This is a genomic window from Anaeromicropila herbilytica (assembly GCF_016591975.1).
Lineage (GTDB): Bacteria > Bacillota > Clostridia > Lachnospirales > Lachnospiraceae > Anaeromicropila > Anaeromicropila herbilytica.
The window spans coordinates 3,656,745-3,682,279 of the sequence record NZ_AP024169.1 but is presented as its reverse complement, the minus strand read 5'-3'; the positions used below and the strand labels follow the sequence as shown (position 1 = coordinate 3,682,279).

27 protein-coding genes are annotated in these 25,535 nt (G+C 31.7%); 22 read left to right on the top strand and 5 right to left on the bottom strand.

Translation table 11 applies throughout. The annotated features are described in order from the left end of the window. Positions 1-95: 95 nt before the first annotated feature. Positions 96-998 carry an AraC family transcriptional regulator gene (locus bsdtb5_RS15960; RefSeq protein ID WP_271712966.1) on the bottom strand — a complete coding sequence of 301 codons (903 nt, stop codon included), beginning with the start codon at positions 996-998 and terminating at the stop codon, positions 96-98. A gap of 313 nt (positions 999-1,311) precedes the next feature. On the opposite strand from bsdtb5_RS15960, the gene bsdtb5_RS15955 reads away from it, so the two are divergent. The 3 genes from bsdtb5_RS15955 to bsdtb5_RS15945 all read left to right on the top strand — a co-directional run bounded on the left by bsdtb5_RS15955 (position 1,312) and on the right by bsdtb5_RS15945 (position 2,449). Beyond that, the gene (locus tag bsdtb5_RS15955) at positions 1,312-1,680 is read left to right on the top strand and encodes an ACT domain-containing protein (protein WP_271712965.1); all 369 of its coding nucleotides are present in this window, start codon (positions 1,312-1,314) and stop codon (positions 1,678-1,680) included. A 113-nt stretch (positions 1,681-1,793) separates the two neighbouring features. Continuing rightward, a complete protein-coding gene (locus bsdtb5_RS15950; protein ID WP_271712964.1) occupies positions 1,794-2,132 on the top strand; it encodes a DMT family transporter in 339 nt (112 codons plus the stop codon). A 2-nt stretch (positions 2,133-2,134) separates the two neighbouring features. Beyond that, positions 2,135-2,449: a DMT family transporter gene (locus bsdtb5_RS15945; protein WP_271712963.1), complete on the top strand. Its 315-nt coding sequence runs from the start codon at positions 2,135-2,137 to the stop codon at positions 2,447-2,449. A gap of 138 nt (positions 2,450-2,587) precedes the next feature. Here the strand turns inward: bsdtb5_RS15945 and bsdtb5_RS15940 are convergent, their stop codons facing one another. After that, the gene (locus bsdtb5_RS15940) at positions 2,588-3,226 is read right to left on the bottom strand and encodes a TetR/AcrR family transcriptional regulator (protein ID WP_271712962.1); all 639 of its coding nucleotides are present in this window, start codon (positions 3,224-3,226) and stop codon (positions 2,588-2,590) included. A 152-nt stretch (positions 3,227-3,378) separates the two neighbouring features. Here bsdtb5_RS15940 and bsdtb5_RS15935 point away from each other — a divergent pair, with 152 nt between their 5' ends. Both bsdtb5_RS15935 and bsdtb5_RS15930 read left to right on the top strand, forming a co-directional pair. Then, entirely contained in the window at positions 3,379-4,125 is a 747-nt protein-coding gene (locus tag bsdtb5_RS15935; protein ID WP_271712961.1) for a flavodoxin family protein, read from the top strand. A gap of 17 nt (positions 4,126-4,142) precedes the next feature. Continuing rightward, complete coding sequence (locus tag bsdtb5_RS15930; RefSeq protein ID WP_271712960.1) at positions 4,143-4,709, top strand: YbhB/YbcL family Raf kinase inhibitor-like protein; 567 nt, start codon at positions 4,143-4,145, stop codon at positions 4,707-4,709. 177 nt (positions 4,710-4,886) lie between these two features. Here bsdtb5_RS15930 and bsdtb5_RS15925 read toward each other — a convergent pair whose 3' ends face one another. Beyond that, positions 4,887-5,765, bottom strand: coding sequence for a LysR family transcriptional regulator (locus tag bsdtb5_RS15925; protein WP_271712959.1), 879 nt, complete (start codon positions 5,763-5,765; stop codon positions 4,887-4,889). 193 nt (positions 5,766-5,958) lie between these two features. Here bsdtb5_RS15925 and bsdtb5_RS15920 point away from each other — a divergent pair, with 193 nt between their 5' ends. The 4 genes from bsdtb5_RS15920 (at position 5,959) to bsdtb5_RS15905 (ending at position 9,676) form a co-directional block, all read left to right on the top strand. After that, positions 5,959-7,053, top strand: a complete 1,095-nt coding sequence (locus bsdtb5_RS15920; RefSeq protein ID WP_271712958.1) for an NADH:flavin oxidoreductase — start codon at positions 5,959-5,961, stop codon at positions 7,051-7,053. Between the two features lie 251 nt (positions 7,054-7,304). Beyond that, on the top strand, positions 7,305-8,084 hold the full coding sequence (gene murI, locus bsdtb5_RS15915) for a glutamate racemase (RefSeq protein WP_271712957.1): 780 nt from the start codon (positions 7,305-7,307) through the stop codon (positions 8,082-8,084). Positions 8,085-8,270: 186 nt separating this feature from the next. Continuing rightward, the gene (rarD, locus tag bsdtb5_RS15910; protein ID WP_271712956.1) at positions 8,271-9,173 is read left to right on the top strand and encodes an EamA family transporter RarD; all 903 of its coding nucleotides are present in this window, start codon (positions 8,271-8,273) and stop codon (positions 9,171-9,173) included. A 38-nt stretch (positions 9,174-9,211) separates the two neighbouring features. Beyond that, positions 9,212-9,676, top strand: coding sequence for a pyridoxamine 5'-phosphate oxidase family protein (locus bsdtb5_RS15905; protein ID WP_271712955.1), 465 nt, complete (start codon positions 9,212-9,214; stop codon positions 9,674-9,676). A gap of 96 nt (positions 9,677-9,772) precedes the next feature. Here bsdtb5_RS15905 and bsdtb5_RS15900 read toward each other — a convergent pair whose 3' ends face one another. After that, positions 9,773-10,540, bottom strand: a complete 768-nt coding sequence (locus bsdtb5_RS15900; protein WP_271712954.1) for a class I SAM-dependent DNA methyltransferase — start codon at positions 10,538-10,540, stop codon at positions 9,773-9,775. A gap of 532 nt (positions 10,541-11,072) precedes the next feature. Here bsdtb5_RS15900 and bsdtb5_RS15895 point away from each other — a divergent pair. Next, complete coding sequence (locus tag bsdtb5_RS15895; RefSeq protein ID WP_271712953.1) at positions 11,073-11,429, top strand: DUF2200 domain-containing protein; 357 nt, start codon at positions 11,073-11,075, stop codon at positions 11,427-11,429. A 128-nt stretch (positions 11,430-11,557) separates the two neighbouring features. Here the strand turns inward: bsdtb5_RS15895 and bsdtb5_RS15890 are convergent, their stop codons facing one another. Further along, the gene (locus bsdtb5_RS15890; protein WP_271712952.1) at positions 11,558-11,836 is read right to left on the bottom strand and encodes a hypothetical protein; all 279 of its coding nucleotides are present in this window, start codon (positions 11,834-11,836) and stop codon (positions 11,558-11,560) included. Position 11,837: 1 nt separating this feature from the next. Between bsdtb5_RS15890 and bsdtb5_RS15885 the strand changes: the two genes are divergently transcribed. From bsdtb5_RS15885 to mscL, 12 genes are all read left to right on the top strand, one after another. Continuing rightward, positions 11,838-12,263, top strand: coding sequence for a beta/alpha barrel domain-containing protein (locus bsdtb5_RS15885; RefSeq protein WP_271712951.1), 426 nt, complete (start codon positions 11,838-11,840; stop codon positions 12,261-12,263). Between the two features lie 145 nt (positions 12,264-12,408). After that, positions 12,409-15,717, top strand: coding sequence for a type I restriction endonuclease subunit R (locus tag bsdtb5_RS15880; protein ID WP_271712950.1), 3,309 nt, complete (start codon positions 12,409-12,411; stop codon positions 15,715-15,717). Positions 15,718-15,736: 19 nt separating this feature from the next. Continuing rightward, positions 15,737-17,290 (top strand): class I SAM-dependent DNA methyltransferase, encoded by a 1,554-nt coding sequence (locus tag bsdtb5_RS15875; RefSeq protein WP_271712949.1) that lies wholly within the window; start codon positions 15,737-15,739, stop codon positions 17,288-17,290. 8 nt (positions 17,291-17,298) lie between these two features. Continuing rightward, a complete protein-coding gene (locus tag bsdtb5_RS15870; protein WP_271712948.1) occupies positions 17,299-18,510 on the top strand; it encodes a restriction endonuclease subunit S in 1,212 nt (403 codons plus the stop codon). A 160-nt stretch (positions 18,511-18,670) separates the two neighbouring features. Continuing rightward, a complete protein-coding gene (gene xerA / locus bsdtb5_RS15865; RefSeq protein WP_271716129.1) occupies positions 18,671-19,648 on the top strand; it encodes a site-specific tyrosine recombinase/integron integrase in 978 nt (325 codons plus the stop codon). Positions 19,649-19,868: 220 nt separating this feature from the next. Next, positions 19,869-20,333 (top strand): DUF3990 domain-containing protein, encoded by a 465-nt coding sequence (locus bsdtb5_RS15860; RefSeq protein WP_271712947.1) that lies wholly within the window; start codon positions 19,869-19,871, stop codon positions 20,331-20,333. After that, positions 20,330-20,806, top strand: a complete 477-nt coding sequence (locus tag bsdtb5_RS15855) for a hypothetical protein (protein ID WP_271712946.1) — start codon at positions 20,330-20,332, stop codon at positions 20,804-20,806. The genes bsdtb5_RS15860 and bsdtb5_RS15855 overlap by 4 nt, the downstream gene beginning before the upstream one ends. 18 nt (positions 20,807-20,824) lie before the next feature. Further along, positions 20,825-21,979, top strand: coding sequence for a restriction endonuclease subunit S (locus bsdtb5_RS15850; RefSeq protein WP_271712945.1), 1,155 nt, complete (start codon positions 20,825-20,827; stop codon positions 21,977-21,979). A 184-nt stretch (positions 21,980-22,163) separates the two neighbouring features. Next, positions 22,164-23,171 (top strand): ROK family protein, encoded by a 1,008-nt coding sequence (locus bsdtb5_RS15845; RefSeq protein ID WP_271712944.1) that lies wholly within the window; start codon positions 22,164-22,166, stop codon positions 23,169-23,171. Positions 23,172-23,213: 42 nt separating this feature from the next. After that, the gene (locus bsdtb5_RS15840; RefSeq protein WP_271712943.1) at positions 23,214-24,095 is read left to right on the top strand and encodes a PHP domain-containing protein; all 882 of its coding nucleotides are present in this window, start codon (positions 23,214-23,216) and stop codon (positions 24,093-24,095) included. Positions 24,096-24,107: 12 nt separating this feature from the next. Continuing rightward, positions 24,108-24,722: a sugar O-acetyltransferase gene (locus bsdtb5_RS15835; RefSeq protein ID WP_271712942.1), complete on the top strand. Its 615-nt coding sequence runs from the start codon at positions 24,108-24,110 to the stop codon at positions 24,720-24,722. Between the two features lie 210 nt (positions 24,723-24,932). Next, positions 24,933-25,346 carry a large-conductance mechanosensitive channel protein MscL gene (gene mscL, locus bsdtb5_RS15830; RefSeq protein WP_271712941.1) on the top strand — a complete coding sequence of 138 codons (414 nt, stop codon included), beginning with the start codon at positions 24,933-24,935 and terminating at the stop codon, positions 25,344-25,346. Positions 25,347-25,535 lie beyond the last annotated feature (189 nt).

The following is a 25,535-nucleotide window of genomic DNA, read 5'->3' as shown; positions in this document are numbered from 1 at the left end:
AAAATTAGAAAAGTACATCAGCAGAACAACAATTAATATTTAATGTAAACCAAGCCAATGAGTGCGAGATTCATTGGCTTGGTTTCATAAAAATACTATTTCTTTAGCTTTATTGGTATATAGATTTCCATGGATATCTTTTTGTATTCCCATGTGTGGCAGTGCTCGTCGTAATATTCAAAATCATATTTGGTATCATCTATTTCATATCCTGATGTTGGAAACCAGTCTTCGAGTATATAGTTCCAAGTTCCTTGGATAGAGCTAACAAAATCAGCTTCATCTACTGGTGTAGTGGTAAATACTGCGTAGGTAGCAGACGGAATCTCTAATTGGTACATATCATCAGTAGCGAGTTCAAAGTCATCAACTCCAACACCTAATAGATAAGAAAAGTCATCAGTTTCCATATTAGTATTGATGCAAATACAATATTCACCGTGTTTTGGTGGTTTAATAGTATCGTATAACTTTGTTTCACAGGTCCCATCACTTAATCCTCTTTGTGACCAAAAAGCAGGAATATCTCGGGTATGAAGTGTGTTTTTTAGATTGTTTTTAAATTCAAATCCTACTATTTTAAAAGATTCTTTTTCTATAATTTTTGGTTCTATAATAATACCCCCTGTTGTATTTAAAATTAGTTTTGATAAGTCAAATTTTGACGGTAGATTATTAGGTGCATGCAAGCGATACAGGCTTGGAGGATATCCGAAACAGCGTTTGAAAGCTTTGGTAAAGCCAGCATGAGTTTCAAAACCATAGTCAATTGCTACATTAATAATTTTCCTGCCTTTTTGTAGTTCCAATAAAGCAAATTGAAGTTTTCGCTTTGTAACATATTCCATAACGGAAAAGCCTACAAAACTGCTAAATATTCTGTAATAATGATAGGTTGAGAAACCTGCAATCGAAGCAAGTTTATCTACAGTAATCTCTTCTAGTATATTGTCATCAATATAGTCAATCGTTTTTTGAATTAATTCAACATAGTCCATTCCTAACCTCCAATATCTATTACGTTCCGTACGGTAATTATATAATAACACATTGTGTGATTATTTCTTTTCCATTTTTGTCATAAATTATGTTATGAGTGAAGTAGATAGTATTCTTTACAGTAATCTATATTGTTAAAATTTGTTGGATAAACTTATGTTGACATATGAATAAAAAGTTATTATACTATTAAAAAATAGAATATGTATATATACTCGCCACCGGGTGAGTTGAAATTAGGTGTCAGAAGTACTTCGTTAGGTCATGGAAGAAGTGCTTTGGGCACCTTTTTATTTTAGGAGGATTGTCGATATGGAATTAAAATTAATAAGTAAAGAATTTTCAGTATGTAAAGTAGAAGATTTATCACAAGTAGATTATTCCGATGAAATCTGTTTCATTGGAAAAACTGATGAAGAGTTATCGTTAGTGTGTAGTACGGATTTAGTGCCTAATAATGTAATTGAATGCGATAATGGTTGGAAGGCATTTAGGATACAAGGAGTACTAGATTTTTCACTTATTGGGATATTATCTAAGATCTCAACTTTGTTAGCCAATGAACAAATAGGAATATTTGCAGTGTCTACTTACAATACTGATTATATTTTGACAAAGAAAGATAATTTTGAGAAAGCAATAGAAACTCTTGAAAAGAATGGATATGTTATAAAAAGATAATAATAAGCAAAATTTCAACACATTTGGATTTATATGTTAATTGAATATGGATAATGAATGTATAGTTCAATAAGCAGTTTAGAAAGACAAATATATGATAGGAGTTAAATGTAATGAATAGAAATTGGATATTTATCATTCTTGCAGGAATTGTAGAGGTATTGTGGGCAATTGGGTTAAAATACTCAAATAGTCTGATCGGTTGGATTGGAGTAGGTTTATTGATATGCTTATCATTTTTTTTGTTGTCACAAGCAATCAAAAAAGTACCAGTTGCCACTGTTTATACTGTTTTTACAGGAATAGGAACAGTAGGAACCGTTATAATAGGAATGATTTGTTTTAATGAAACTTTTAGCTGGAATAAAATATTTTTTATTATGATACTTCTTGTAGGAATATTAGGCTTAAAGATTGTTACACCTGATTCGGATAAGAAAGGAGAAGTATAATTATGGGTTGGATATTTCTAATTTTAGCAGGTAGTTTTGAAATAATTGGTGTTGATAATATGAATAGAGTAGTAAAATATAAAAATATTCAGTCTTATGTAAGGTTAATGGCCGGTTTTGCTTTGAGTTTTATTTTTTTATCATTAGCTTTAAAAACACTTCCCTTGGGACTTTCTTATGCCGTGTGGACTGGGATTGGCACTGTAGGTGGTACGCTTGTAGGTATGATATTTCATGGTGAATCTAAGGATATCAAGAGAATTATATTTATAGGTATGATTTTAATTGGTGTAATAGGGTTGAAATTAACTACATAAGATCTAATTATGATGTAACTAGAGCATACAAATATGCTTATCCCCGTAAATAAGTGAGCAGTATTCACCTGGAGAGTGAGCTTAAGAGGTAAGTGACACCCTCCTAGAAACAGTGAGGGTGTTCTTTAATTACAAGCCTTATTTTTGTACGCGAAATATATCACATAATAAATTCATACAAAAGTTTATAAAATTATCTTCATTTAGGGAAAAATGATCTGTAAATGTTTTGCCTGATATTGAAAACATATGAAAGAATCCTGTTATCATAAATTCTGCAGAAAAAGTTAATCTCATAGTATCAAAATCAGTTCGTATGCTTCCATCTGCTTTTCCTTCTTCAATTACTTTTGCGATTTCTTTGGCCAATTCTTCACTAACTTTGTTAAATTCCTTACGCTTAACTGAATTTTCTTCTGTAGTCTTAATGTATCCTATATAATTCATTAAATTTAATGTATTAGGAGATTCCTTATAAAATTGAAAGTAAGCACTGGTTAAGTGTTTCAGTTTTTCGTATCCATTATTTTCATTTGTTACTGCATTCTTAAGACTACTTAAAAGTCGCTCGAATCCTCTAATTATAACGGTGAACAATAAATCTTCTTTATCTGTAAAATATTGATATATCGTTTTTCTGGTAAACTGGGCTTCTTTAGCAATAGCTTCCATGGATGCCCCATTATAACCAACTTCAGTAAAGACCTTTTCAGCAGCATTTATGATGTCTTTTTCACGTTCTAGTCGTTCTCTTTCTTTTCTTGTAATTGTATTCATAAAATAAATCCTCCTATTGACAAAAGAATAACACAAGATGTATAGTAAGGTTACACAATGTAACTTCTAATTACAGACTGTATACATAAAGTATAATATACTAACTGCAATCTGTAAAGAAAATTGAAATTATAATGGGAGATGAAGTAAAAATGAAAAAAGAAATGAAAGAAGAAATGCAAAAAGATATTAAGATTGTTGGAGTAATAAGCAGTCCGAACTATAACGGTAGTACTGCTTCACTGGTCAGAGAAGCGCTTAATGGGGCAAAGAAGGAGGGAGCAACGGTAACGGAAGTATTTCTTGCAGCTTATAAACTAGAATTTTGCAAAGGTTGTTTAAAATGTAATGAAAAAGGAGAATGTCCGATTGCTGATGGTTTTGAAGAAATTAGAAAACTTATATATGAGGCAGATGGAATCATACTGGGTTCTCCAACATATGCTTTAGAGTATAATGCAGCCATGAAATGCTTTTTCGAACGTTTGGGAACTTATACCTTATATAGTTCTTTGCTTGGAGGAAAGTATGGTGTTGGAATATCTACATCATACAATAGAAATGCAGCAAAAAAAGTAGCAAAGAAACTTACTAGTGTATTTAAATTTGGAATATTTAAGAGAAGTTATATTTCGGGAACTTTAGGCATTCATACTATGGTTAATGGAGTGGAAAAGAAGGTTTGGGAAAGTGCTGAAAATTTAGATAAAGCAAATGAACTCGGGAGAAAAATTGCTATGGACGTTAAAAGTAACAAAAGTTATCCTTTCCAAAATGTAATGATGAGGTTGTTGATTGCTTTATATTTAAAACCAACTTTCAAAAAATTTATTATAAAAAATAGAGATAAAAAAGAACGTGCATCATATCATAGTCTTCACGAAAGAGGATTAATTTAATGTTGGAGTATAGTAGAATGGTTTTATTTATGAAAGGTTTTTGTGCTGTTGTAGCACTCATTGTTGCTTTTGTTCTTTATAAGAGAATGAGTATTCACGATTATATTAATCCCGAAGTTAATTTGGAGGTAACTAGTGGAGCATTCGAAGATGGAGGTATGATTCCGAAGAAATATACTGGTAGGGGAGATGATATTTCGCCTCCTATAAAGCTAAAAGAAATTGATAGCAAAGCAAAAACAATTGCTATCATTATGGATGATTTAGACCACCCATTAGGGACATTTAACCATTGGGTGATATGGAATATACCTGCTAGTGTTAGAGAGATTCCAGAAGGTATCCCACATAAAAAGATTGTTCACTCATTAGGAAATGCAGTTCAAGGTAAGAGTCAATATGGTAGCAAACACTATTATAGGGGACCAAAACCTCCTTTTGGTACACATAAATATGTATTTAAAATATATGTTTTAGATATAGTCCTCAACTTGAATCAAGACTCTGGTAAAGAAAAGTTACAAAAGGCAATGGAGGGTCATGTTTTACAGTATGGAACGTTGAAGGGTTATTGTTCAAGGTAGTGCTTTTTTGATAGTGTTATATGTTCCCACAAACTAAGTTTGTGGGAATTTTTCATTATGCGCCAAACAAGGCCAATCTTATGGGAAGATGTGTGTGGACGAAAAAAGGCTTGGATATGTGGTAATAAGCGAACTGGAAACAGGTACAGCGCTATGGAAGGTAGATTGAGAAAATAATTATTTGCCTTCTACCAGAGTTTTACTTAACATATCAATAAATTTAATTAAAGCTTTAGACATAAACTTATCTTTTCTATAAATGAAAACTGTTGGCACATTTATATAGGAGCTTTGAATAGAATGACATCTTAGCGTACCAGCCTGCACATACTTTTCTACCACAGGGACTGGAAGCAAACTCATGCCTAAACCTGAACACACACTGGCAATGATTGCTCCAATAGAATCAAATTCCATGATTTTATTTGGTAATATACCCTCATTATGTAGCCACTGCTCCAATATCTTTCGATAAGAACATCCATAAGGAAAAACCAACAAGGTTCGAGTTTGAATATCTTTAATAGATGATATTGTCGGATGTGCAGTATCTGTAACGAGCACCAATTCCTCTTTGATAAATGGTATTTGAATCAATTCAGGATGGTCAATAGGTCCAGCTACAAAGGCTCCATCCATATTGTATTCAAGAACTTCACGAATATTTTTTTCTGTTATTCCAGTTTTTAAAATAAGGTCAACGTTGGGGTGATTTTGATGATATTCCGAGAGTAGCTTTGGTAAATGAACGTTTGCAGTTGATTCCATTGATCCAATACATAAAGTACCGCTAGGATTATTATCATCTTTGAGGGCAGAAGTAGTTTCATCGATAAGATAAAATATTTTCTCGCTATATTGAAGTAGCATTTGACCTTTATCCGATAATGTAATACCTCGGTTATGTCTATAAAACAAAGAAGTTTGAAGATCAGCCTCCAACTGCTGAATTTTATTAGAAACATTAGATTGTGCATAGTTAAGTTCCCTAGCAGCTTTTGATATACTTCCCGTCTTAGCAACAATTTGAAAAATTTTTAATGCTTGTAAATCCATAAAATAATCCTCTGTTCTATTTCAATTCTTTTCTTTTATAACTTGATATCTGAAAATCAGATGGCAATCATCTGATTTTTGAATTATACCATATAGCTAGGAAGATGTATAATATATAATATAAATATTTTTGAGCAATATCAAAATGCATGGGTAATTAACATAACTATTATGACTAGAAAGAAGGAAAAAAATGAAATCATTATTTGAGGAAGTTAAATTAGGGAATATTTTATTGAAAAATCGATTTGTTAGAAGTGCTACATGGGAAAACATGACTACAGAAGATGGACATCTTACAAAGGAGCTTTATGAGATATATGAAAATTTAGCGAAATCAGAAGTTGGATTAATTATTACTGGATATGCAAATGTTATAAAAGAAGAACAACCTAACCATGGAATGATGGGAATCTATAATGATTCTTTTATTGAGGAATATAGAAGACTGACTGAACAAGTACATAAATGTAATTCAAAGATTATAATGCAGGTAGCTTATGGAGGAACAAAAACAACCTACAATGTAGGAAAAAGATTAATCTATGCTCCTAGTGAAATTGCGGAACGAAGTACGAATGTTACTGGAAAGGCGATGACAAAAGAGGATATTAAACTTGTAATAAATAGCTTTGCAGATGCAGCTTTAAGAATTCAAGAAGCAGGTTTTGATGGCATAGAAATACATGCCGCTCATACGTATCTGATCAATCAATTTCTTAGTCCTTACTATAATCAAAGAACAGATGAATATGGCGGTAGCTTGGATAATAGAATGAGATTTTTAATTGAAATATATGATAAGATAAGAGAAAAAGTTGGAAATAATTTTACTATAGTAGTAAAGCTTACGGCCAGTGAATTCTTTGAAGGTGGACTAACCTTTGATGAAACACGTCAAGTCTGTAAAAAGCTAGAAGATAGTGGTGTGGATGCTTTAGATATTAGCGGTAACATTCATGGAAAAGCAAGGTCAATGGCTGGTGAAAGATTTGATGGTTATATTCTAAGAGAAGAAGGGTATTTTATTGAGTATGCCAAGGAAATTAGCAAAGAAGTTAAAATACCAATCATGACAGTAGGTGGATTTAAAGATATTGATAAAATGAAAGATATATTAAATGAGAGTAATATAGAATTATTCGGTTTATCAAGACCTTTATTAGCAGAACCTGATTTGGTGAAAAGGTGGAAGTTAGGAGATAGAAAGATTGCTAAATGTTTAAGTTGTTCTAGATGCAGAACGGATGAAGGCAATTATTGCGTTATTTTTAATCACAATAAATAATCAGAGAAATATTAAGAAACTGAATATTTAGAAGCTCATGGTGCGATAGCTTTTAAGAAAGATTTACCGAATGCTGAAATTCATTTATTAGATTCAGGACATTTTGCATTGGAAACACATGCTGATGAAATTGGTTATATAATTTAAGATTCTTAAAAGGTATACACTAGACAAGTAATCACTTTACAATAGCTATTTAAGCGGATCAATAAATGAGGATTAAATTATTGATTATTCTTGGAGGTACGGATATGAAAATAGGATTTTTTGATTCAGGGATTGGAGGTATCACTGTTTTATATGATACTCTTAAAATATTACCAAATGAAGATTATATATATTACGCAGATACATTAAATGTTCCTTATGGGAATAAATCCAAAAATGAGGTTAGAAAGTATATTTTTAATGCTATAGATTTTATAATAAAGCAAGAAGTTAAGGCTATAGTCATAGCTTGTAATACAGCTACAAGCATTGCAATTGAAGATTTAAGAGGTAAATACAATATTCCTATTATTGGTATGGAACCTGCTGTAAAACCTACAATTGAAAAAAATGAGGATCGAAGTAAACGAGTTCTCGTAACTGCAACAGCGCTAACTCTAAAGGAAGAAAAATTACATAACCTTATAACGAGCTTAGATAAGGAGCATGTTGTTGATTTATTACCTCTTCCTGGTTTAGTGGATTATTCAGAAAGATTAGAATTTAGTGAATCAAAAGTATTACCTTATCTTGAAGAACAATTATTAAAGTATGATGTAAGTAACTATGAGACCGTTGTATTAGGGTGTACTCATTTTTCTTACTATAAAGATATATTTAGAAAGTTATTTTCACCAGATATTAATATAATAGATGGAAATTATGGTACTGCAAACAATCTAAAAAAGATCTTGGAAGAAATAAATCAACTAAATGACGGTTGTAGTCATATTGATTTCTACAATTCAGGATTGAAGGTTGAGGATAAGGCTGAATTAGATAAATATAGTAGATTGTTCAAAAGATTAGATAGCATATGCTAGAAATACAAAATACTGTTAACAGATTTATTATAAGAAAGTATATGAATTTTTGCCGAATCGTGTTATTATTTGCTGTAGAATTTTAAATGATTGATGTTAAGCATTTAAGCATCTTACATGATGACCTAATATTTACTAAGATCAGTCAGTTTAATTCATAAAAGTTACAGATAGCGAGGAACTAAAATGCAAAATGAAAAGAAGATTGGAGTAATATATGCTGTCATTGCTTATACATTATGGGGTATCTTGCCCTTATATTGGAAGTTAGTTGATAGCGTATTTTCAATGGAGATATTAGCAAACAGAATAGTGTGGGCATTTGCCTTTACAATTGTAATCATTGGAGTTATCAAACAATGGGAAGAGTTGAAGTGCATAGTTAAGAATAAGAAACAGATGTTATATATCCTTATTGCATCAATATTGATAGCATTTAACTGGGGGTTATATATTTGGGCTGTAAATTCTGATAAGATTGTAGACGCAAGCCTAGGGTATTATATCAATCCATTATTAGCTGTGGCATTAGGAGTTATAATATTTAAGGAAAAGCTAAGCTTATTGCAGGGAGGAGCACTTTTTGTTGCTTTTATTGGTGTAATGATAAAAACGATTCAGTATGGTAGAATTCCTTGGATCTCCTTAGGACTGGCTATTTCTTTTGCATTATACGGAGCAACCAAGAAATCAATTAAAGCTAATTCAATTGTAGGTTTGACACTTGAAACTACAATGCTAACACCAGTTGCCTTACTATACATAGCATCAAGGCAGTTGAATGGAGTGAGTGCATTTCAAACGGAAGGGCTAGCAGTAAATCTTTTGCTTATTGGTGCAGGCGTAGTTACAGCGATTCCATTGTTGCTTTTTGCTAGTGGAGCAAGAAGACTCCCTATGTCATTAATTGGATTCACTCAATATATATCACCAACGATAAGTCTATTTATTGGAGTTTTTGTATATCATGAAAGTTTCACGGCAGTGGATATGATAAGCTTTTGTTTTATATGGTGTGCACTAGCTATATACTCCATTTCACAAATTAGAATAGTTAGTAGTAAGAACTATATAGATCAAGTTAATTAGATATAGCTAAATTAATTCATAAGTTAAGGAGAATGATAATGTTTCGACAAATGCGGAAAAAAGACAGAGAAATTCAAAATGATGATATTATAGAAATTATAAGAAATAATGAATATGGTATCCTATCAACGATAAGCTCTAATGGATATCCTTATGGGGTACCAATCAGTTATGTTTATATCAATGATTCTATATATTTTCATTGTGCAACAGAAGGACATAAATTAGATAATATAGAAAATAATGATAAGGTATCTTTTTGTGTAGTGGGAGAAACTTGCGTACTACCGGATAAATTTAGTACGAAGTATGAAAGCGTAATTATATTTGGACGAGCAATAGAAGTCTTTGATCAAGAAAAAGATATAGCTCTTTTAGAAATATTAAATAAATATTCACCTGATCATATGGAAAAGGGTAAGGCTTATATCGAAAACGCAGGTATGAAAACGAAAGTAATAAAAATTAGTATGGAACATATTTCTGGTAAAGCTAGAAGATAATCAATATGCATCCAATAAACCAATCGTAAAATAACCTTAAGCTAGAAAAGACTTGCTTAAGGTTATTTATTTAAGGCTATGTTAACGAACCGTTTATTATTTAGATAATTTTAAAATCATGTAGCTTGGAGTTTCAATAAATGAATTATAACGTCCATAGCAAGTTTTTTCCCATTCTTCTGGTGGAAATGGTTCTTCGACTTTTTCAATAGTAAAACCCGCATTGATAATGGCATTAAAATAATCGCTCACTGTGTGATGATAACTTGTACTTAAATAATTATTAATATTATCATTATATTCTATCCAAGGCTGAATATATGCCCTAGTACTCTTATCTAAATATCTTACAACCCATTCATCATCAGAAGGAAATGCACCATTTTTATCAATAGGATATTGTGCAGTATAGACTGGGTGCATTAGGGAAACAATACAGGTGCCTTTTTCTTCTAATATATTATATATGTTATTAAACAACCCGTTAAGATCTTTAATATAGTGGAATGTTGTAGATGAAAATATGAAATCAAATCTTTCATTGTTATATGTATTTAAATCATTTATGTCATATTGAATAAATTCAACTTTGGAACTTCTTTTCATTGCCTTATTCTTTGCTATATTCAACATTTGCTCCGAAATATCTGCTCCCAAAATAGAAAGTGGATTTTCATTTTCAAAAAGGAAACTAAAGCGTCCTGTCCCACAACCCAAATCTAACACTCTTTTTCCATCCAATTTAGGTAATATCTTCTGAATGCAAGGCCATTCAATTGCATAACTATAAGAATCTTCAGCTTCTGTAAAGTTTTCGTATGCTTCAGACATTTCATCCCAGTTTTTTTCTATTTCATTTTTCATAATAACTCCAATCTGTCGTATTAAGTGACGTATAAAATTAACGTGTGAAATGCTTTTTATTTCACACTAGCCTACATGCTTGCGACTTGCTCGCAAGCCTAAATTCAACGTGTGAAATGCTTTTTATTTCACACTACTTCCATTATAGACATTTTTTCATGGTATTAATTTACGATTATTGTCTATTTGTAAAATTATATACTATAAAGTAGCATATGACAAGTTTTTGGTGTTATTATACAAATATGTTAGTTTTAGTTAAAATAATGCAAAAACCTAGATAAGAAAAGACTTACTTAAAGCCGTTTCTTTTGTAAGAATATAAACTTAAAACACCTTATAATTACAATTTGTGTTATAATTAAGACAATAATTTTTAATAATTCAGCCAGATAGGAAGTGCCCTACCAGTAATGCATACTTGAATGTATAGTGGAGATGCTTAGGGTATTTTGAAGTTTGTGATATAAATAAAGTGAAAAAAAGAAAAGCTATCAGTGAGGCGTTGAATATATATAAGTAAGGAGGTATTATGGCAAAACATAATATTTATACAATGAGTGTTGCAAGCGTCTATCCACTTTATGTTGCAAAGGCGGAAAGAAAAGGGCGTACAAAAGCAGAAGTTGATCAGATTATCTGTTGGTTGACAGGATATAGTAGGGAAGGGTTAGCAGAAGAACTAGAAAAGCAGACGGACTTTGAGACCTTCTTTTCGAAAGCTCCTAGGCTTAATCCTTCTAGAACTTTAATCAAAGGTGTGGTCTGTGGGGTTCGAGTGGAAGATATAGGAGAACCAACAATGAAAGAAATTCGATATTTGGATAAGCTGATCGATGAATTAGCAAAGGGAAAAGCAATGGATAAAATTTTACGAAATAAAAATTGAAATAAGTATATTGATACTTCGGATATTAGATAGCAATATCTGATTTAAGAAATGCTTTAATAGTTTTAGAATATAAAAAGCCTCAAAGATATATCAAAATCTTTGAGGCTTTCATCAATTAGTGAATCTTAAGTTGGTCTAACAACTTCTAGCCAGTCAGGTCTTGTTTCCTTTACCGTTTGAACCAAATCAATAAGCATCTCTTTTTTCATTGCTTGTACAATTGAATCACCAATTCGCTCATATGGTGATTCTAACACGTCATGAATGATAGAGCCGAGGGGACATTCCGGATGTGGATTAGGATGGATTGCAATAATATCTTTTGGTCTTTCGGTGTCAGTAGTATTGTATATGTCAACAGCTGTAAAGAATGCAGTAGCCCCAACTTTTGCAGTGATAGTCAAATTGAATCGAAGCGATGAACTAGAAGATGGTTTGTGTTATGAAGAAGCAATTGCTGTAGCAAAAATCTTGGAAAAGTGTCATGTTGATGGTATCGAAATCAGTTGTGGAATGATTGGACGGAAAGTAGGCGCACCTAATCGTGTGATTAGAACAATAGAAGAGGAAGGTTACAATTTTAAGGCTGCAAGTGATATAGCAAGCCAGTTACATATACCAGTATTTGTGGTAGGCGGGTTCAGGAGATTCGTGGATATTGAATCTCGCTTACAAAGTTCAAAAATAGCAGTAATATCTCTGGGCAGACATTTAATTTGTGAGCCAGATTTACCTAAGAAGTGGATGGCTGATCATACATATGAATCGCAGTGTAAGTCATGTAATCAGTGTTTCTTAACCAATCCATTAGAGTGTAGGATGAATCACTAATGCACTTAACAAATTTTGATTGTTTAGTCCCCTCTTTTATTTAATTTTTGTTGATAAATACAATATACTATTATTGGATTTGTTGAAATATATGGTATAATACATAAGAATAATACAAGAAAGCATGATAAATGAAGGTGAATAAATGTCAAATTTTATATTCTTAAATAAAAAATGGCCTGCATTAGCTAAATTAGGATCACAAGCAGAAATGTATTTAAATATGGATAGTAATGCTTCCATGTTAAAAATGCGTATGTTTGGTGAACAGATAATTGATATTTTATTAGCAGGACTACGTATAGAAATAGAGCGTTTTGCAACACAAGACGATAAGATTAGATTATTAAGAACGACGAGAATTAATGGTGCAATTCCAGACCTTTTTGATATCGTTAGAAGACATGGTAATAAAGCTAATCATGAAGGATATGAAAGCAAAAAAGATGCTCTTGAATGTTTAAAAGCGATGTACAAAATATCAGCATGGCTTTATATAAAGGTAACAAAAGATACTTCAATTCAACCATTAAACTTTGTAGTTCCAAAAGAAAATAATATCCAAGCGCCAGTGTATCATATGGAAGACTATGTAAAAGAAAAAGAGGATATTGAAGATGAACATGCTAAGGAAGTAAGTGAAGTTAGAAAAGAACGAAAATCTGTTGTGGAAACGGATGAAGAACAAAAACTAGATAAGCAAATTGAAAGTACGCTAGATTTAGATGAAGCTCAAACACGTAAACAATTAATTGATTTGATGCTTAAGGATGCAGGATGGAATACTCAAAATACTGAACTTGTGAAATTAGAATATCCGTTAAAAAATCATAAAGAAGCAGGAAAAGATGGCTTTGTCGATTATGTACTATTTAATAAAAAAGGACAACCAATAGCAGTTATAGAAGCAAAGAAAACATCTGTAGATCCAATTGTAGGTCGCCAGCAAGCACTTGAATATGCTAATACAATTGAAAGAGATCATGGTATCAGACCAATTATATTCTATACGAATGGGTATGATATCTATATGTGGGATGATAAATATAGTCAGCCAAGACAAATATGGGGTTTCTATACGCTTAATGATTTAGAAGAACTATACTTTAAACATAAGCATAAAGAAGATTTGAATAAAGTTCAGATTGATCATGCGATAGCCGGAAGACCTTATCAGATTGAAGGAATAAAGCGTGTGTATGAACGCTTTGAAAGTGGACAGAGGAAAGCATTGCTAGTAATGGCTACTGGAACTGGGAAGACTAGAACAGTAATAGCACTGACGAAGGGGCTCATGCAAGCAAAATGGGTAAAAAGAGTTCTATTCTTGGCAGATAGAGATGAATTAGTAAAACAGGCAAAAGAAGATAAAAATAGTTTTAAGACTTTTATGCCAGAACAGATATCATGTAGATTTACAGGAAAGAATGCTGATAATCGAGAAGCGACACTTTATTTTTCAACTTATCAGACTATGATTAATTATTACAGTCAGTTCAGCGTTGGATTCTTTGATCTTATCATTTGCGATGAATCACACCGAAGTATCTATAAAGTATATCGCGATATTATGGAATACTTTGATACACATATTATTGGTTTGACTGCAACACCAGTTGATTTTATTGATCGAAATACATTTGATCTATTTAATTGTGGATCAGAAGATCCAACCTTTAATTATTCTATTGATGATGCTTGGAATCACATACCACCATACCTTATTGAACCAAGGGTAATTGATGTGTCTACAGATTTTTTACGTCAAGGAATTCGCTATAGTCAGATGACTGTAGAACAAAGAAAGCAAGTTGATGAAGAAGGATATGACGGAGATCTGATAGAATTTGGTAAAAATGATTTAGAGAAAAAGGTAACAAATAAAGAGACAAATCGATATATTTTAAGAACATTGATGGAAAAAGGAATTCGTGTGGGTGATCATTTAGGAAAAACGATCATCTTTGCAAAGTCTAAAAGTCATGCCAATCTATTAGATGCTCTATTTAATGAAATGTACCCACAATATAAGGGGAAAATGACTGCAGTAATCTATTCGGGGGTTAAGGATAATGAAATACTGATTGAAAAGTTTAAAACAGAAGAATTCCCTAGAATTGCAATATCAGTAGATTTGCTAGATACTGGAATTGATGTTCCTGAGATTGTCAACCTTGTTTTTGCAAAGCCAATTTTTTCAAAAGTTAAGTTCTGGCAAATGATTGGAAGGGGAACTAGAAGATGCGATCATTTGTTTGAAGATGGTATGGATAAAAAAGAATTTGCCATATTTGATTGCTTCAAAAATTTTGAATTCTTTGAGATGAATCCGAAGGGGTTTGTTCCAAGTGCACAGAAAACTACAATGCAGGTAAGATTTGAAATGATGTGTAAACTCCTTGAGACCTATAAAGAAAAGGGTCAAAGTGAGATCTGTAATGAATTTTCAAAGAAATTGCAAGAGGATATTGAAGAACTTCCAACTGAAAGTATTACTATTAAGAAGAATTGGAAAAAAATTGAACAAGTTAAGACTCCAGGATATTGGGAATTACTTAGCAATGATTTTATTGATAAACTAAAACTTGAAATAGCTCCCTTGATTCAATGGATTGAGGCAAAGGATAATTCTGACACGTTAACTTTTGATAATTGTATATATCGGATTCTGTACGATTATGAAAAAAAGGATCAGGATGCATTGATTAGAGATGTTAATATAACAATGGAAAAACTATCAAAGCTAAAATTGAATCTAAATCAATTTGATGGAACCCGAGAATTGGTGAAATCCTTATTACAACCAGAAGGATGGATTGATTTAAGCTATGAAAAACTTGAAAAAATAAGAGTGGAATTACGTGATTTAATGAAACATAAAGGAATTAACCCATCTTCATTTGTAGTATTTGATATCAAAGATTCTGGCCATATATTAAAAGAAATCAGTGCTGGTACTGTCTTATATGGATCGAACATGGAACCTTATGAGAAGAGAGTCAAGGAAGCTATTGAAGAGAAGCTCGGCAATCAATTAATTGTTCATAAAATTAGAAAAGGTATTTCATTGACGAAAGATGAAATTGAAGGAATCTATTCAATTTTCGATGAGCAGTTTGTATATAGCATAGATGAATTATCAAGTAAAACAGATATTGATAAGGAAGATATTATAAGTATCATAAGAAAATTTGTGGGTGTGGATGAAGAAGAATTAAGCAGTGTATTTGAAACATTTATTCAGGAACATCATAATAAGATGAATGCTACGCAGATCAAGACATTAGAACTAATCAAAAATGATATTGCAAAAAATAAAGGAATTTCTTTTGCGGGATTATTTGCTGCGCCTTATACTTCCTTTAACCCAAATGGGGTGGATGGAATCTTTGGTAAAATGGCAGATGAAGTATTCGGATTAATTGCACCATACAAGACAAGTTATATATCATAACTAGAAAGAGGACAACACAATGTTACAAGCAGAGATAAAAAGCAAAATAGATAAACTATGGAATAACTTTTGGTCAGGAGGAATCTCCAATCCACTAACGGTAATCGAACAAATCTCTTATCTTTTATTTATTAAACGATTAGATGATATGGATAATTTAAATGAAAAGAAAGCAAATCGTATTGGAAAACCATTTCAATCCGTATTTTTAGAACTAAATGAAAAATTAGAACACGAGATTAATATAAGTGACAAATTTGATTGGCATTTATTAAAGTGGAGTGAATTTATGCACCTTGACGTGAATGACATGTTTCACATTGTATCCCAAAAGGTATTTCCAGCGATTAAGTTACTTGGAGGAGAAAATTCAAGTTTTACAGCTTCTATGAAAGATGCGGTATTCATGATTCCAAAAGCATCATTATTACAAGAGTCTGTTCGTTTGATTGACAGTATTAATATGGATGATTCCGATACCAAAGGAGATCTCTATGAATATCTCTTATCCAAACTAGCAACGTCAGGAGTAAATGGTCAGTTTCGAACACCAAGACATATCATTCGTATGATGGTGGAATTAATGGATCCTTCCGCAGAAGATAAAATCTGTGATCCAGCTTGTGGAACAGCAGGATTTTTAATCAACTCCTTAGAATATCTTCTTGAAAAGTATACAAGGGAAGAAAGTGTATTTACTGATGAAAATGGTAGCTTACACAACAGAATCGGAGATATGATGACAACAGAGGAGTGGGAGCACTTTAAGACGAATCTTTTCTTCGGATATGATTTTGACCCATCTATGGTTCGTATTGCCTCAATGAATCTTATGCTTCATAGCATAGATAATCCAAACGTATCTCAAACTGATACACTATCCAAGCGTTTTGAAGAAGAAAATAAGTACACAATTGTCTTGGCAAATCCTCCTTTTAAAGGAAGTATCGACGAAGGTGATATTAGTGCGACATTATTAAAAGGTGCTAAGACAACCAAAACAGAGTTACTCTTTATGAAACTAATTACAAGAATCTTAGACTTAGGTGGAAGATGCGCAGTGATTGTTCCTGATGGTGTACTATTTGGATCTAGTAAAGCACATAAGGATATTAGAAAAAGTATAGTTGAAGAGAATGCACTTGAGGGTGTTATCTCGATGCCATCAGGTGTATTTAAGCCATATGCAGGAGTATCAACTGCAATCTTAATCTTTACGAAAGGTGGAGAAACGGATAGGGTATGGTTCTATGATATGCAAAGTGATGGATATTCCTTAGATGATAAGAGAATAAAGCTAGAAGATGATGGAGATATACCAAATATTATTGATTCTTTCAAAAAGATAAAAGAAAATAAGGAACTTGAACCAGAGAAAGATGATAATTGGTTCTGGGTTACGAAAGATGAGATATGTGATAATGGGTATGATTTATCAATTAATAAATACAAAGAAGTAGTATATGAAGCAGTACATTACGATCCTCCGAAAGAGATTATGGATAGGATAAAAAGAGTGGATATTGAGATTCAACAACAGTTCGCAGAACTTGAGAAGTTGTTGGAGGAGTAATGTAGTGCATGTTTATAGAAAATAAAAAATTTAGATTTGTAGGGATGAATATGGAGAAAGTAAGACTAAAAGATATATGTGAAGTAGTATCAGGAACAACTCCCAAAACAAGTATAGAAGAGTATTGGGATGGAGATATTGATTGGATTACTCCAGCTGAATTAAAAGAAGATAGTTATATTATTGAAGAGAGTGTAAGAAAAATAACTGAATTAGCTGTAAACAAATCAGCTTTAAAGGCTTTTCCAAAAGGCACTGTTATTTTATCATCAAGAGCACCAATTGGAAAGGTTGCTATTGCTGGAAAAGAAATGTATTGCAATCAAGGATTTAAGAATCTAATTTGTTCAGACAGAGTAAGTAGCTTTTATCTTTACTGGTTTCTTAAGGGCAAAACTGTACTTCTAAATTCATTAGGTAGAGGTGCAACTTTTAAAGAAATTTCTAAAGGTATTGTAGAAAACATTGAGATTCCATTACCTAGTTTGGAAGTACAAGATGAAATATCTTATAGACTTAAAAAATGTACAGATATTATAAGGCTAAGAAAAGAACAACTAGTGCAATTAGATAACCTCATCAAATCCCGATTTGTCGAGATGTTTGGTGACCCGGTAAGCAACACAAAAAGGATTAAAACTTTTCCAATGACTGAAGTGTGTGAAATAGTTGATGGTGATAGAGGAAAAAATTATCCAAATCAGAATGAATTTTTCGATGACGAGTTTTGCTTGTTTTTAAATGCTAAAAATGTAACTTCTGCAGGGTTCTTGTTTTCGGATACAATGTTTATAACAAAAGAAAAAGATGAGCTATTGAGGAAAGGTAAGTTACAACGAGGAGATGTTGTATTAACTACACGAGGAACAATTGGAAATTTAGCTTTTTATACAGATGAAGTACCTTTTGATAATATGAGGATTAATTCAGGAATGGTAATTCTAAGAATGAAAAAAACTTTAGTTGAAGAAAGGTTTTTTATTCAACAGTTTAGAATGCAAATAGATGATATCAAAAATAAAATAGCTAGTGGTTCTGCCCAGCCTCAATTGCCAATTTCCACCATGAACAAAATTGATATTTTAATACCAACTATGGAAGCGCAAAACCAATACGCTACCTTCGTTCAACAAGTCGACAAATTGAAATTTGATGTTCAGAAATCCCTTGATGAGACACAGATGTTATTCGATTCTTTGATGCAAAAATATTTTGGGTAAATTTTATAGTAAATCAGTTATTGTAGTAAAAGCATATGATAAATCAAATGCTAGATATATGAGATGGAATTATTAGGTTAATTAGGTATATTATCCATATTTAATGCAGACAATAAACTCAATTCAAGAAAGGAGTTTATTTAATATGCAACAAATAATCATAAAGGAAACTTTAATTCGTGAAATTGTACAAGAAATGATTCCAGCGTTAGATAACCAACAATTAGAACAACTGAAGCTAGTATTAGAAAATACATTTGCATGTTTTATGGAAGAAAATCAATATGAAATAGATAAACAAGAAGATTATACGAATCTATTTTTATCTGCAAAGAGGGTGGAAGGGTGTTCTGAAAGGTCATTGAAGTACTATAAAGGCACAATTGAACATATGCTTCAATACATGAACATACCAGTAAAAAAAATAACAACCGAAAAGATTCGAGAATATCTAGCAAATTATCAGACAGAGAGTAAGTGTAGTAAGGTGACAATTGATAATGTACGTAGAATACTTTCAAGTTTTTTCTCATGGTTAGAAGACGAAAATTATATTGTCAAAAGCCCTGTTCGAAGAATTCATAAAATTCGTACTGGGACCACTGTAAAAGAAACATATTCAGATAAAAATCTTGAATTAATGAGAGATTCCTGTGAGGAGATTCGTGACTTGGCGATGCTTGATTTAATGATATCAACGGGGATTCGAGTGGGAGAATTGGTTAATCTAGATATTGCTGATGTTGACTTTGAAGAAAGAGAATGTATTGTATTTGGAAAAGGTGATAAAGAGAGAAAGGTCTATTTTGACGCTAAAACTAAAGTACATTTACAAAAATATTTAAATAGCAGAACTGATAAATCGCAGACCTTATTTGTCTCATTATTAAAACCTTATGAAAGAATTAAAATAAGTGGTGTTGAGATACGATTTCGTGAAATGGGAAAAAGATTAGAATTAAGTAAGGTTCATCCACACAAGTTTCGAAGAACTATGGCAACAAGAGCAATTGATAAAGGTATGCCAATTGAGCAATTACAGAAGTTACTAGGTCATCAGCAAATAGATACTACAATGCAATATGCTATGGTGAATCAAGCAAATGTGAAATATTCACATAAAAAATATATAAGCTAAGTAATATAGAATGAGCATCTACCTTCTAAGGTGGGTGCCATTTACGTTTGACTTAAAAGTTATTATAGCAGAACATATAGAATTAGACTTAATAAATTATAATAAAGATAAGAAAATAAGGTGATTTAGGAGTGGAGATTATTATTTTTCTTTGATATAGTAGTAGTAAGAATATATACTTATTTTGGAAAAAATATTATGAGTAAGGAGTAAAGAGGATATGTCAAAAATGGTTGTGTATCATGGAAGTTATACAAAAGTAAAGGAACCTCAGGTAAGAAATGGACAGTATACGAAAGACTTTGGTGATGGTTTTTATTGCACTATAATAAAAGAACAAGCTGAGAGATGGGCCAAGCGTTATGATACACCGATAGTGAATATTTATGAAGTACAAATGAATGAGAAATTAACTATTCTAGAATTCAAAGAAATGACAGAAGAATGGCTTGATTTTATTGTAGATTGTAGACATGGTAAAAAACATAGTTATGATATAGTAATAGGTGCTATGGCAAACGATCAAATCTATAATTTTATATCAGACTATATTGATGGAATAATCACGAGAGAACAATTTTGGGTAATGGCTAAGTTTAAATATCCAACACATCAGATTAATTTTTGTACGGAAGAGGCTATGAATTGTTTAGAATATCGAGATTGTCTGGAGGTAACAAGATGATAGGAAGAGAAGATAAGAAAGATAATGATTTGTTTTTTACATGTAGTCTAATAGATTACATTGCTAGAAAGACAAAAAATAAAAGATTACTTGTTATACAAAAGCTTGGAAAACATAAGATTGAAAAAATATATGATTTAGCTGATATATACCATAGTTATCAGATTAATCAAGTGGCAGATGAGTTTATAGAACAGGTAGGAATTCAAGAGGGTAATTATGATAATGTGATAGAGTGCAAATATTCAATACCAACACATTGGGATATAGGTAAAGTATATAAAAGATTAATCTTAGGTGTATCAGATGTGAAAAATATTGGAGTTATTGATGCTTTGTTTGAAGTGTATGAATCGTTTATTTGTGAGTTAATTGATGATTATAATGGTAGCTTTTATTATGAAAATCCCAAGTATATATTAGAGACTTTTTTATCGGGAAAGATAGAGGGGTATTGTGTGAAGCAAATTTAGATTTGTAGGGATGAATAGATGGAAATAATTAAATTAGGAGATTTATGCGATTTACAAAATGGTTATGCATTTAAATCGGATGACTATATTGATAGCTCAGAAACATTAAACTGCAGAATGAGTAATATTCGACCTGATGGAACTTTTGACATATTATATAGTGCAAAGTATTTACCAGATGAATATGCTGAAATATATGAAGATTATTTGCTTCGGGATGGCGATTTAATAATTGCCATGACCGATATGGCTGGTGACCCTAAAATTCTAGGAGTTCCTACTGTGGTCGATACAAAGGGATACAATTTGTTGCTAAATCAGCGTGTTGGAAAATTGAAATTACTAAAAGAAGTTGACACTAGATACCTGAAATTTGCATTATTATGCAACCAATCGCGTCAATACTTAAAAAGATTTGCAAGTGGTGGAGTACAACTTAATGTTAGTAAGAAGGATATATTGTGTACGCCAATTTTATTTAGAGGACTTACCGAACAAGTAAAAATGTCTGATACATTAGAAAAAGTATTAAGAATTATCTCTTTACGGAAAAAGCAGCTTTTTGAACTAGATGAACTCATTAAATCCCGATTTATCGAGATGTTTGGGGACCCGGTTGAAAACACTATGAATTGGAAGGTATGTAAATTAGGTGATTTATCAGATCAAATTAATAGTGGTAATACACCAAAAGGTGGAGAACAAGTTTATGTCGATAAGGGAATTACTTTCTTTAGAAGTCAAAATGTTTGGAAAGACCGATTGGAAATGGATGATATAGCTTTTATTGACAAAGAAACTCATGAGAACATGAAACGAAGTAGTCTCATGCATGGAGATATCCTAATTACAAAAACAGGAAGAATAAATACAGAAAATAGTTCTCTTGGACGTGCTGCTCTGTACTTAGGTGAGGATGATGCAGCAAATGTGAATGGACATGTTTACTTTATAAGGCTTAAACCAGGTGTTAATAATGAATTTATTTTAAAGATATTAGTGTCAAATGAATATCTAGGATATATAAGAAGTGTATGTGTTGGTGGAATTGATAAAAGGCAGTTGAACAAAAATCATATTGAAGATTTTCCGATTATTTGCCCACCAAAAGATATGCAAAATAAGTTTATAGATTTTGCCCACCAAGTCGACAAATTGAAATTTGTTTCTTAAATTGTACTAAGTATATTATGGTAAAATCATTATAGAATAGGTTAAGGAGAAGTGTATTGTAAACTATCTCCTATTGACAAATCAATTTATATCACATATACTCTTTATAAAGATACTTAATAAAGTCAATTTATAAACTGATAAATGGAAAGTATAATAATATTTACAGAGGAAAGGGAACTTAATGAGCAGTATCAATACCAATTTAGTAAAAGAAATAAATTTAAATAAATTAAGAGATGCGTTCAAATCAAAAAAAATAGCATCAAAACCTCAATTGGCACAACAAACAGGATTAAGTGTGGTAACCATTAATTCTTTGGTCAAGGTACTTGTTGAAAATGGAGAAGTAATAGAAGACGTAATTCTACCATCGGAAGGAGGAAGACCAGCTACTGCATATCGTTTTAATAATGAGTTTCGTTTAGCATTGGTTATATATATGTATGAGCAAAACCGCGAAGATACTGCATTTATATGTGTTACAGATTTATATGGAGAAATTATAGCGAAAATAGAGAAACAAATGGGCGAAATTAAAAAGGATAGCTTTAATAGTTTGATTCAAGAAATGCTATTAAAATATCCCAATATAAAAGTGATTAGTTTTGGAATGCCTGGAGAAGAAATCGATGGAAAATTAATGATTAGTGACTATAAAGAACTAAAAGATGAGTATTTCACAAAGTATATGAAAGAGAAGTTTGAGTTACCAGTTATATTTGAAAATGATATTAATGCTGCAGTTGAAGGATATTGTTATTCTCATGGAATAACTAAGAATCAGTGCGTAATAGGAATATATTTCCCAAGTAAGTATCCTCCAGGTGCTGGAATATATATAAACGGAAGGATTTACAAAGGTCGAAATGGGCTCGCAGGTGAAATTAAATATCTTCCTTTTGAGGTTGATTGGGAGAATTTTGATTATAACGAAGAACAGATGAAAGAGATAATGATAAAAACAGTGCTTTCATTTTGCTGCATGTATAATCCAGATATAGTCGTTATCTATGCAGAAGGAATAACAGAAGCAATTGTTGAAGAACTTAAGAGTAGATTCATTACTGAAATTGAAAAAGTAATGATTCCAGATATAGTTATTTCACAAGAATTGAATCATGATTTTGAAATTGGAATCAAACAGGTTGCATTAAAAGCGTTAGAACCAACGTTACAGTTAATGAAATAGTAGTCTTTACTACACTAAATATAATAGAAGGAGAGAATAATTATGAGTTATGTAGATTTGCATATGCATTCTTTATATAGTGATGATGGAGAATTCAGTCCGAAAGAATTAGTTGATTTATGTTTAAAAAATAATATAAAGTATTTTTCGATTGCAGACCATAATAGCGTAAATGGAATTGAGGAAGCAAAAGAGTATTGTAAGGGTAAAGATATCGAGATTATTCCAGGGGTAGAACTAGATTGTACTTTTGATAAAGTGAATTTACATGTTTTGGGGTATGGTATCGATTATCACAGAACTGTATTTCATCAAATTGAAGAGAGTATTATAGAGCAAGAACAAGTGGCTTCGAAAAAGCGTATGAAGTTAATTCGTGAGTTAGGAATAGATTTTTCAGATGAAGTTATTGCTTCATTGTCTAGGAATGGAGTAGTGAATGGAGAGATGATTGCTGAGGCGGCAATGATATATGATAAGGAACAGATGAATCCATTACTTCTACCATATTACCAAAATGGTTCAAGAAGTGATAATCCGTACGTGAACTTTTACTGGGATTATTGTGCGCAAGGTAAACCAGCATATGTGGAAGTAAACTATATGAGCTTACAAGAAGCGATAAAGGTTATTAAAGAAAGCGGTGGAATACCAATTTTAGCACATCCAGGTAATAATGTTAGAGAAAATATAAGTTTATTAAAAGAGATTATCGCTTGTGGAATTGAAGGGATAGAGGTATATAGTAGTTATCATAGCAGAGAACAAGTGGAATTTTATAAGGATTTTGCTTTAGCAAATAAATTGATAGTAACATGTGGAAGCGATTTTCATGGGAAAACAAAACCAAGCATATCAATAGGCGGGATTAGCTGTGAAAATAATGAAGAGCGTATTATAGCAGAATTAAAAAGACTTATATAAGGAGACAATAAGATGAATCAAAAAGAAAGAATGTTAGCAGGATTACCATACAAAGCTTGGTTAGATGGGCTTAGTGAGGAAAGAGATGAAAATAAGTCTAAAATATATGAATATAATTTGCTTAGACCAAATGAAAAAAGTAGGATGGCTGAATTGATTAAAGATATACTAGGAAAGTCAGGAGACAACGTTTTTATCGAGCAGCCAATTCACTGCGATTATGGTAAAAATATTGAAGTAGGTAATAACTTTTTTGCTAATTATAATTGTACAATATTAGATGTTGGAAAGGTGACAATCGGAAATAATGTTATGTTTGCACCGAATGTATCAGTCTATACGGCAGGACACCCAATTCATCCTGATTCAAGAAATTCAGGGTATGAGTACGGAATTGGAATAGAGATAGGTGATAATGTATGGGTAGGAGGAAATGTTGTTATTAACCCTGGAGTTCACATTGGAAATAATGTTGTAATTGGTTCTGGAAGTGTGGTTACGAAGGATATTCCAGACAATGTTATTGCAGTAGGCAATCCATGTAAGATTATTCGTGAGATAACAGAAGATGATCGTAAGTATTATTATAAAAACAAGGAATTTGATGTGAATGATTATAAGATCTAATATTTAAGTTCTCGGTAATAAGTTGGGTTGGTTCTTGATACAGGTAAACAAATCGTGTAATTAACAGTGTGTGTTTCGTTAAGCATTAGGTTTGTTTATCTATATTAAGAACCAACCTATTTTTGCATCTAGTGGTTTACAGAATTTAAATTGTGTTATAATAAAATAGTCTATTTTTTAATATTAATATAACGAAAGAGGATTAAGAACATGTTAAAAGAATTTAAGGAGTTTGCAATTAAGGGTAATGTATTAGATTTAGCCGTTGGTGTTATCATAGGTGGTGCTTTTGGTAAAATAGTAACATCCATGGTAAATGATATTATCATGCCAATCATTGGCGCCTTAACAGGAGGAATTAATTTCACATATTTAAAGTTTGTAATTAAAGAAGCTCACGGAGATGTTCCTGCAGTTACTTTTAATTATGGAAATTTTATTCAGAATGTCATTGATTTCTTAATTGTATCATTTTCTATTTTCCTATTTATCAAAATAATTAATAGATTTAAGAGTGAAAAGAAAGAGGAAGAAGTGATAGAAGAAATAAAATTATCAGAAGAGGTACTACTTCTTCAAGAGATTAGAGATTTATTGAAAAGTAAGGAAGACTCTATAGGGTAATAGTTATAGTTCACCCTCATGGCTGAATTGATACTATTAATACATTAAGTTTGATTCATATGGTAGACTACAAATGATGCCAAGCGGTGTAATTAGTAGTCTACCATTATTTTTATTCGAACAGATTCGAAATAGCGCCGCCAAGCGGTTAATAGACAGCTCTAACAATTAAAGGTTTAGCTATAAAAC

Coding starts and splice junctions, on each gene's coding strand:
- bsdtb5_RS15840 (WP_271712943.1), top strand. CDS start 23,214: ATGAGTTATGTAGATTTGCATATGCATTCTTTATATAGTGATGATGGA.
- bsdtb5_RS15905 (WP_271712955.1), top strand. CDS start 9,212: ATGTTTCGACAAATGCGGAAAAAAGACAGAGAAATTCAAAATGATGAT.
- bsdtb5_RS15845 (WP_271712944.1), top strand. CDS start 22,164: ATGAGCAGTATCAATACCAATTTAGTAAAAGAAATAAATTTAAATAAA.
- bsdtb5_RS15860 (WP_271712947.1), top strand. CDS start 19,869: ATGTCAAAAATGGTTGTGTATCATGGAAGTTATACAAAAGTAAAGGAA.
- bsdtb5_RS15925 (WP_271712959.1), bottom strand. CDS start 5,765: ATGGATTTACAAGCATTAAAAATTTTTCAAATTGTTGCTAAGACGGGA.
- bsdtb5_RS15930 (WP_271712960.1), top strand. CDS start 4,143: ATGGTTTTATTTATGAAAGGTTTTTGTGCTGTTGTAGCACTCATTGTT.
- bsdtb5_RS15855 (WP_271712946.1), top strand. CDS start 20,330: ATGATAGGAAGAGAAGATAAGAAAGATAATGATTTGTTTTTTACATGT.
- bsdtb5_RS15850 (WP_271712945.1), top strand. CDS start 20,825: ATGGAAATAATTAAATTAGGAGATTTATGCGATTTACAAAATGGTTAT.
- rarD (WP_271712956.1), top strand. CDS start 8,271: ATGCAAAATGAAAAGAAGATTGGAGTAATATATGCTGTCATTGCTTAT.
- bsdtb5_RS15955 (WP_271712965.1), top strand. CDS start 1,312: ATGGAATTAAAATTAATAAGTAAAGAATTTTCAGTATGTAAAGTAGAA.
- bsdtb5_RS15960 (WP_271712966.1), bottom strand. CDS start 998: ATGGACTATGTTGAATTAATTCAAAAAACGATTGACTATATTGATGAC.
- bsdtb5_RS15900 (WP_271712954.1), bottom strand. CDS start 10,540: ATGAAAAATGAAATAGAAAAAAACTGGGATGAAATGTCTGAAGCATAC.
- bsdtb5_RS15880 (WP_271712950.1), top strand. CDS start 12,409: ATGTCAAATTTTATATTCTTAAATAAAAAATGGCCTGCATTAGCTAAA.
- bsdtb5_RS15950 (WP_271712964.1), top strand. CDS start 1,794: ATGAATAGAAATTGGATATTTATCATTCTTGCAGGAATTGTAGAGGTA.
- bsdtb5_RS15945 (WP_271712963.1), top strand. CDS start 2,135: ATGGGTTGGATATTTCTAATTTTAGCAGGTAGTTTTGAAATAATTGGT.
- bsdtb5_RS15875 (WP_271712949.1), top strand. CDS start 15,737: ATGTTACAAGCAGAGATAAAAAGCAAAATAGATAAACTATGGAATAAC.
- bsdtb5_RS15870 (WP_271712948.1), top strand. CDS start 17,299: ATGTTTATAGAAAATAAAAAATTTAGATTTGTAGGGATGAATATGGAG.
- mscL (WP_271712941.1), top strand. CDS start 24,933: ATGTTAAAAGAATTTAAGGAGTTTGCAATTAAGGGTAATGTATTAGAT.
- bsdtb5_RS15920 (WP_271712958.1), top strand. CDS start 5,959: ATGAAATCATTATTTGAGGAAGTTAAATTAGGGAATATTTTATTGAAA.
- bsdtb5_RS15895 (WP_271712953.1), top strand. CDS start 11,073: ATGGCAAAACATAATATTTATACAATGAGTGTTGCAAGCGTCTATCCA.
- murI (WP_271712957.1), top strand. CDS start 7,305: ATGAAAATAGGATTTTTTGATTCAGGGATTGGAGGTATCACTGTTTTA.
- bsdtb5_RS15940 (WP_271712962.1), bottom strand. CDS start 3,226: ATGAATACAATTACAAGAAAAGAAAGAGAACGACTAGAACGTGAAAAA.
- bsdtb5_RS15835 (WP_271712942.1), top strand. CDS start 24,108: ATGAATCAAAAAGAAAGAATGTTAGCAGGATTACCATACAAAGCTTGG.
- bsdtb5_RS15935 (WP_271712961.1), top strand. CDS start 3,379: ATGAAAAAAGAAATGAAAGAAGAAATGCAAAAAGATATTAAGATTGTT.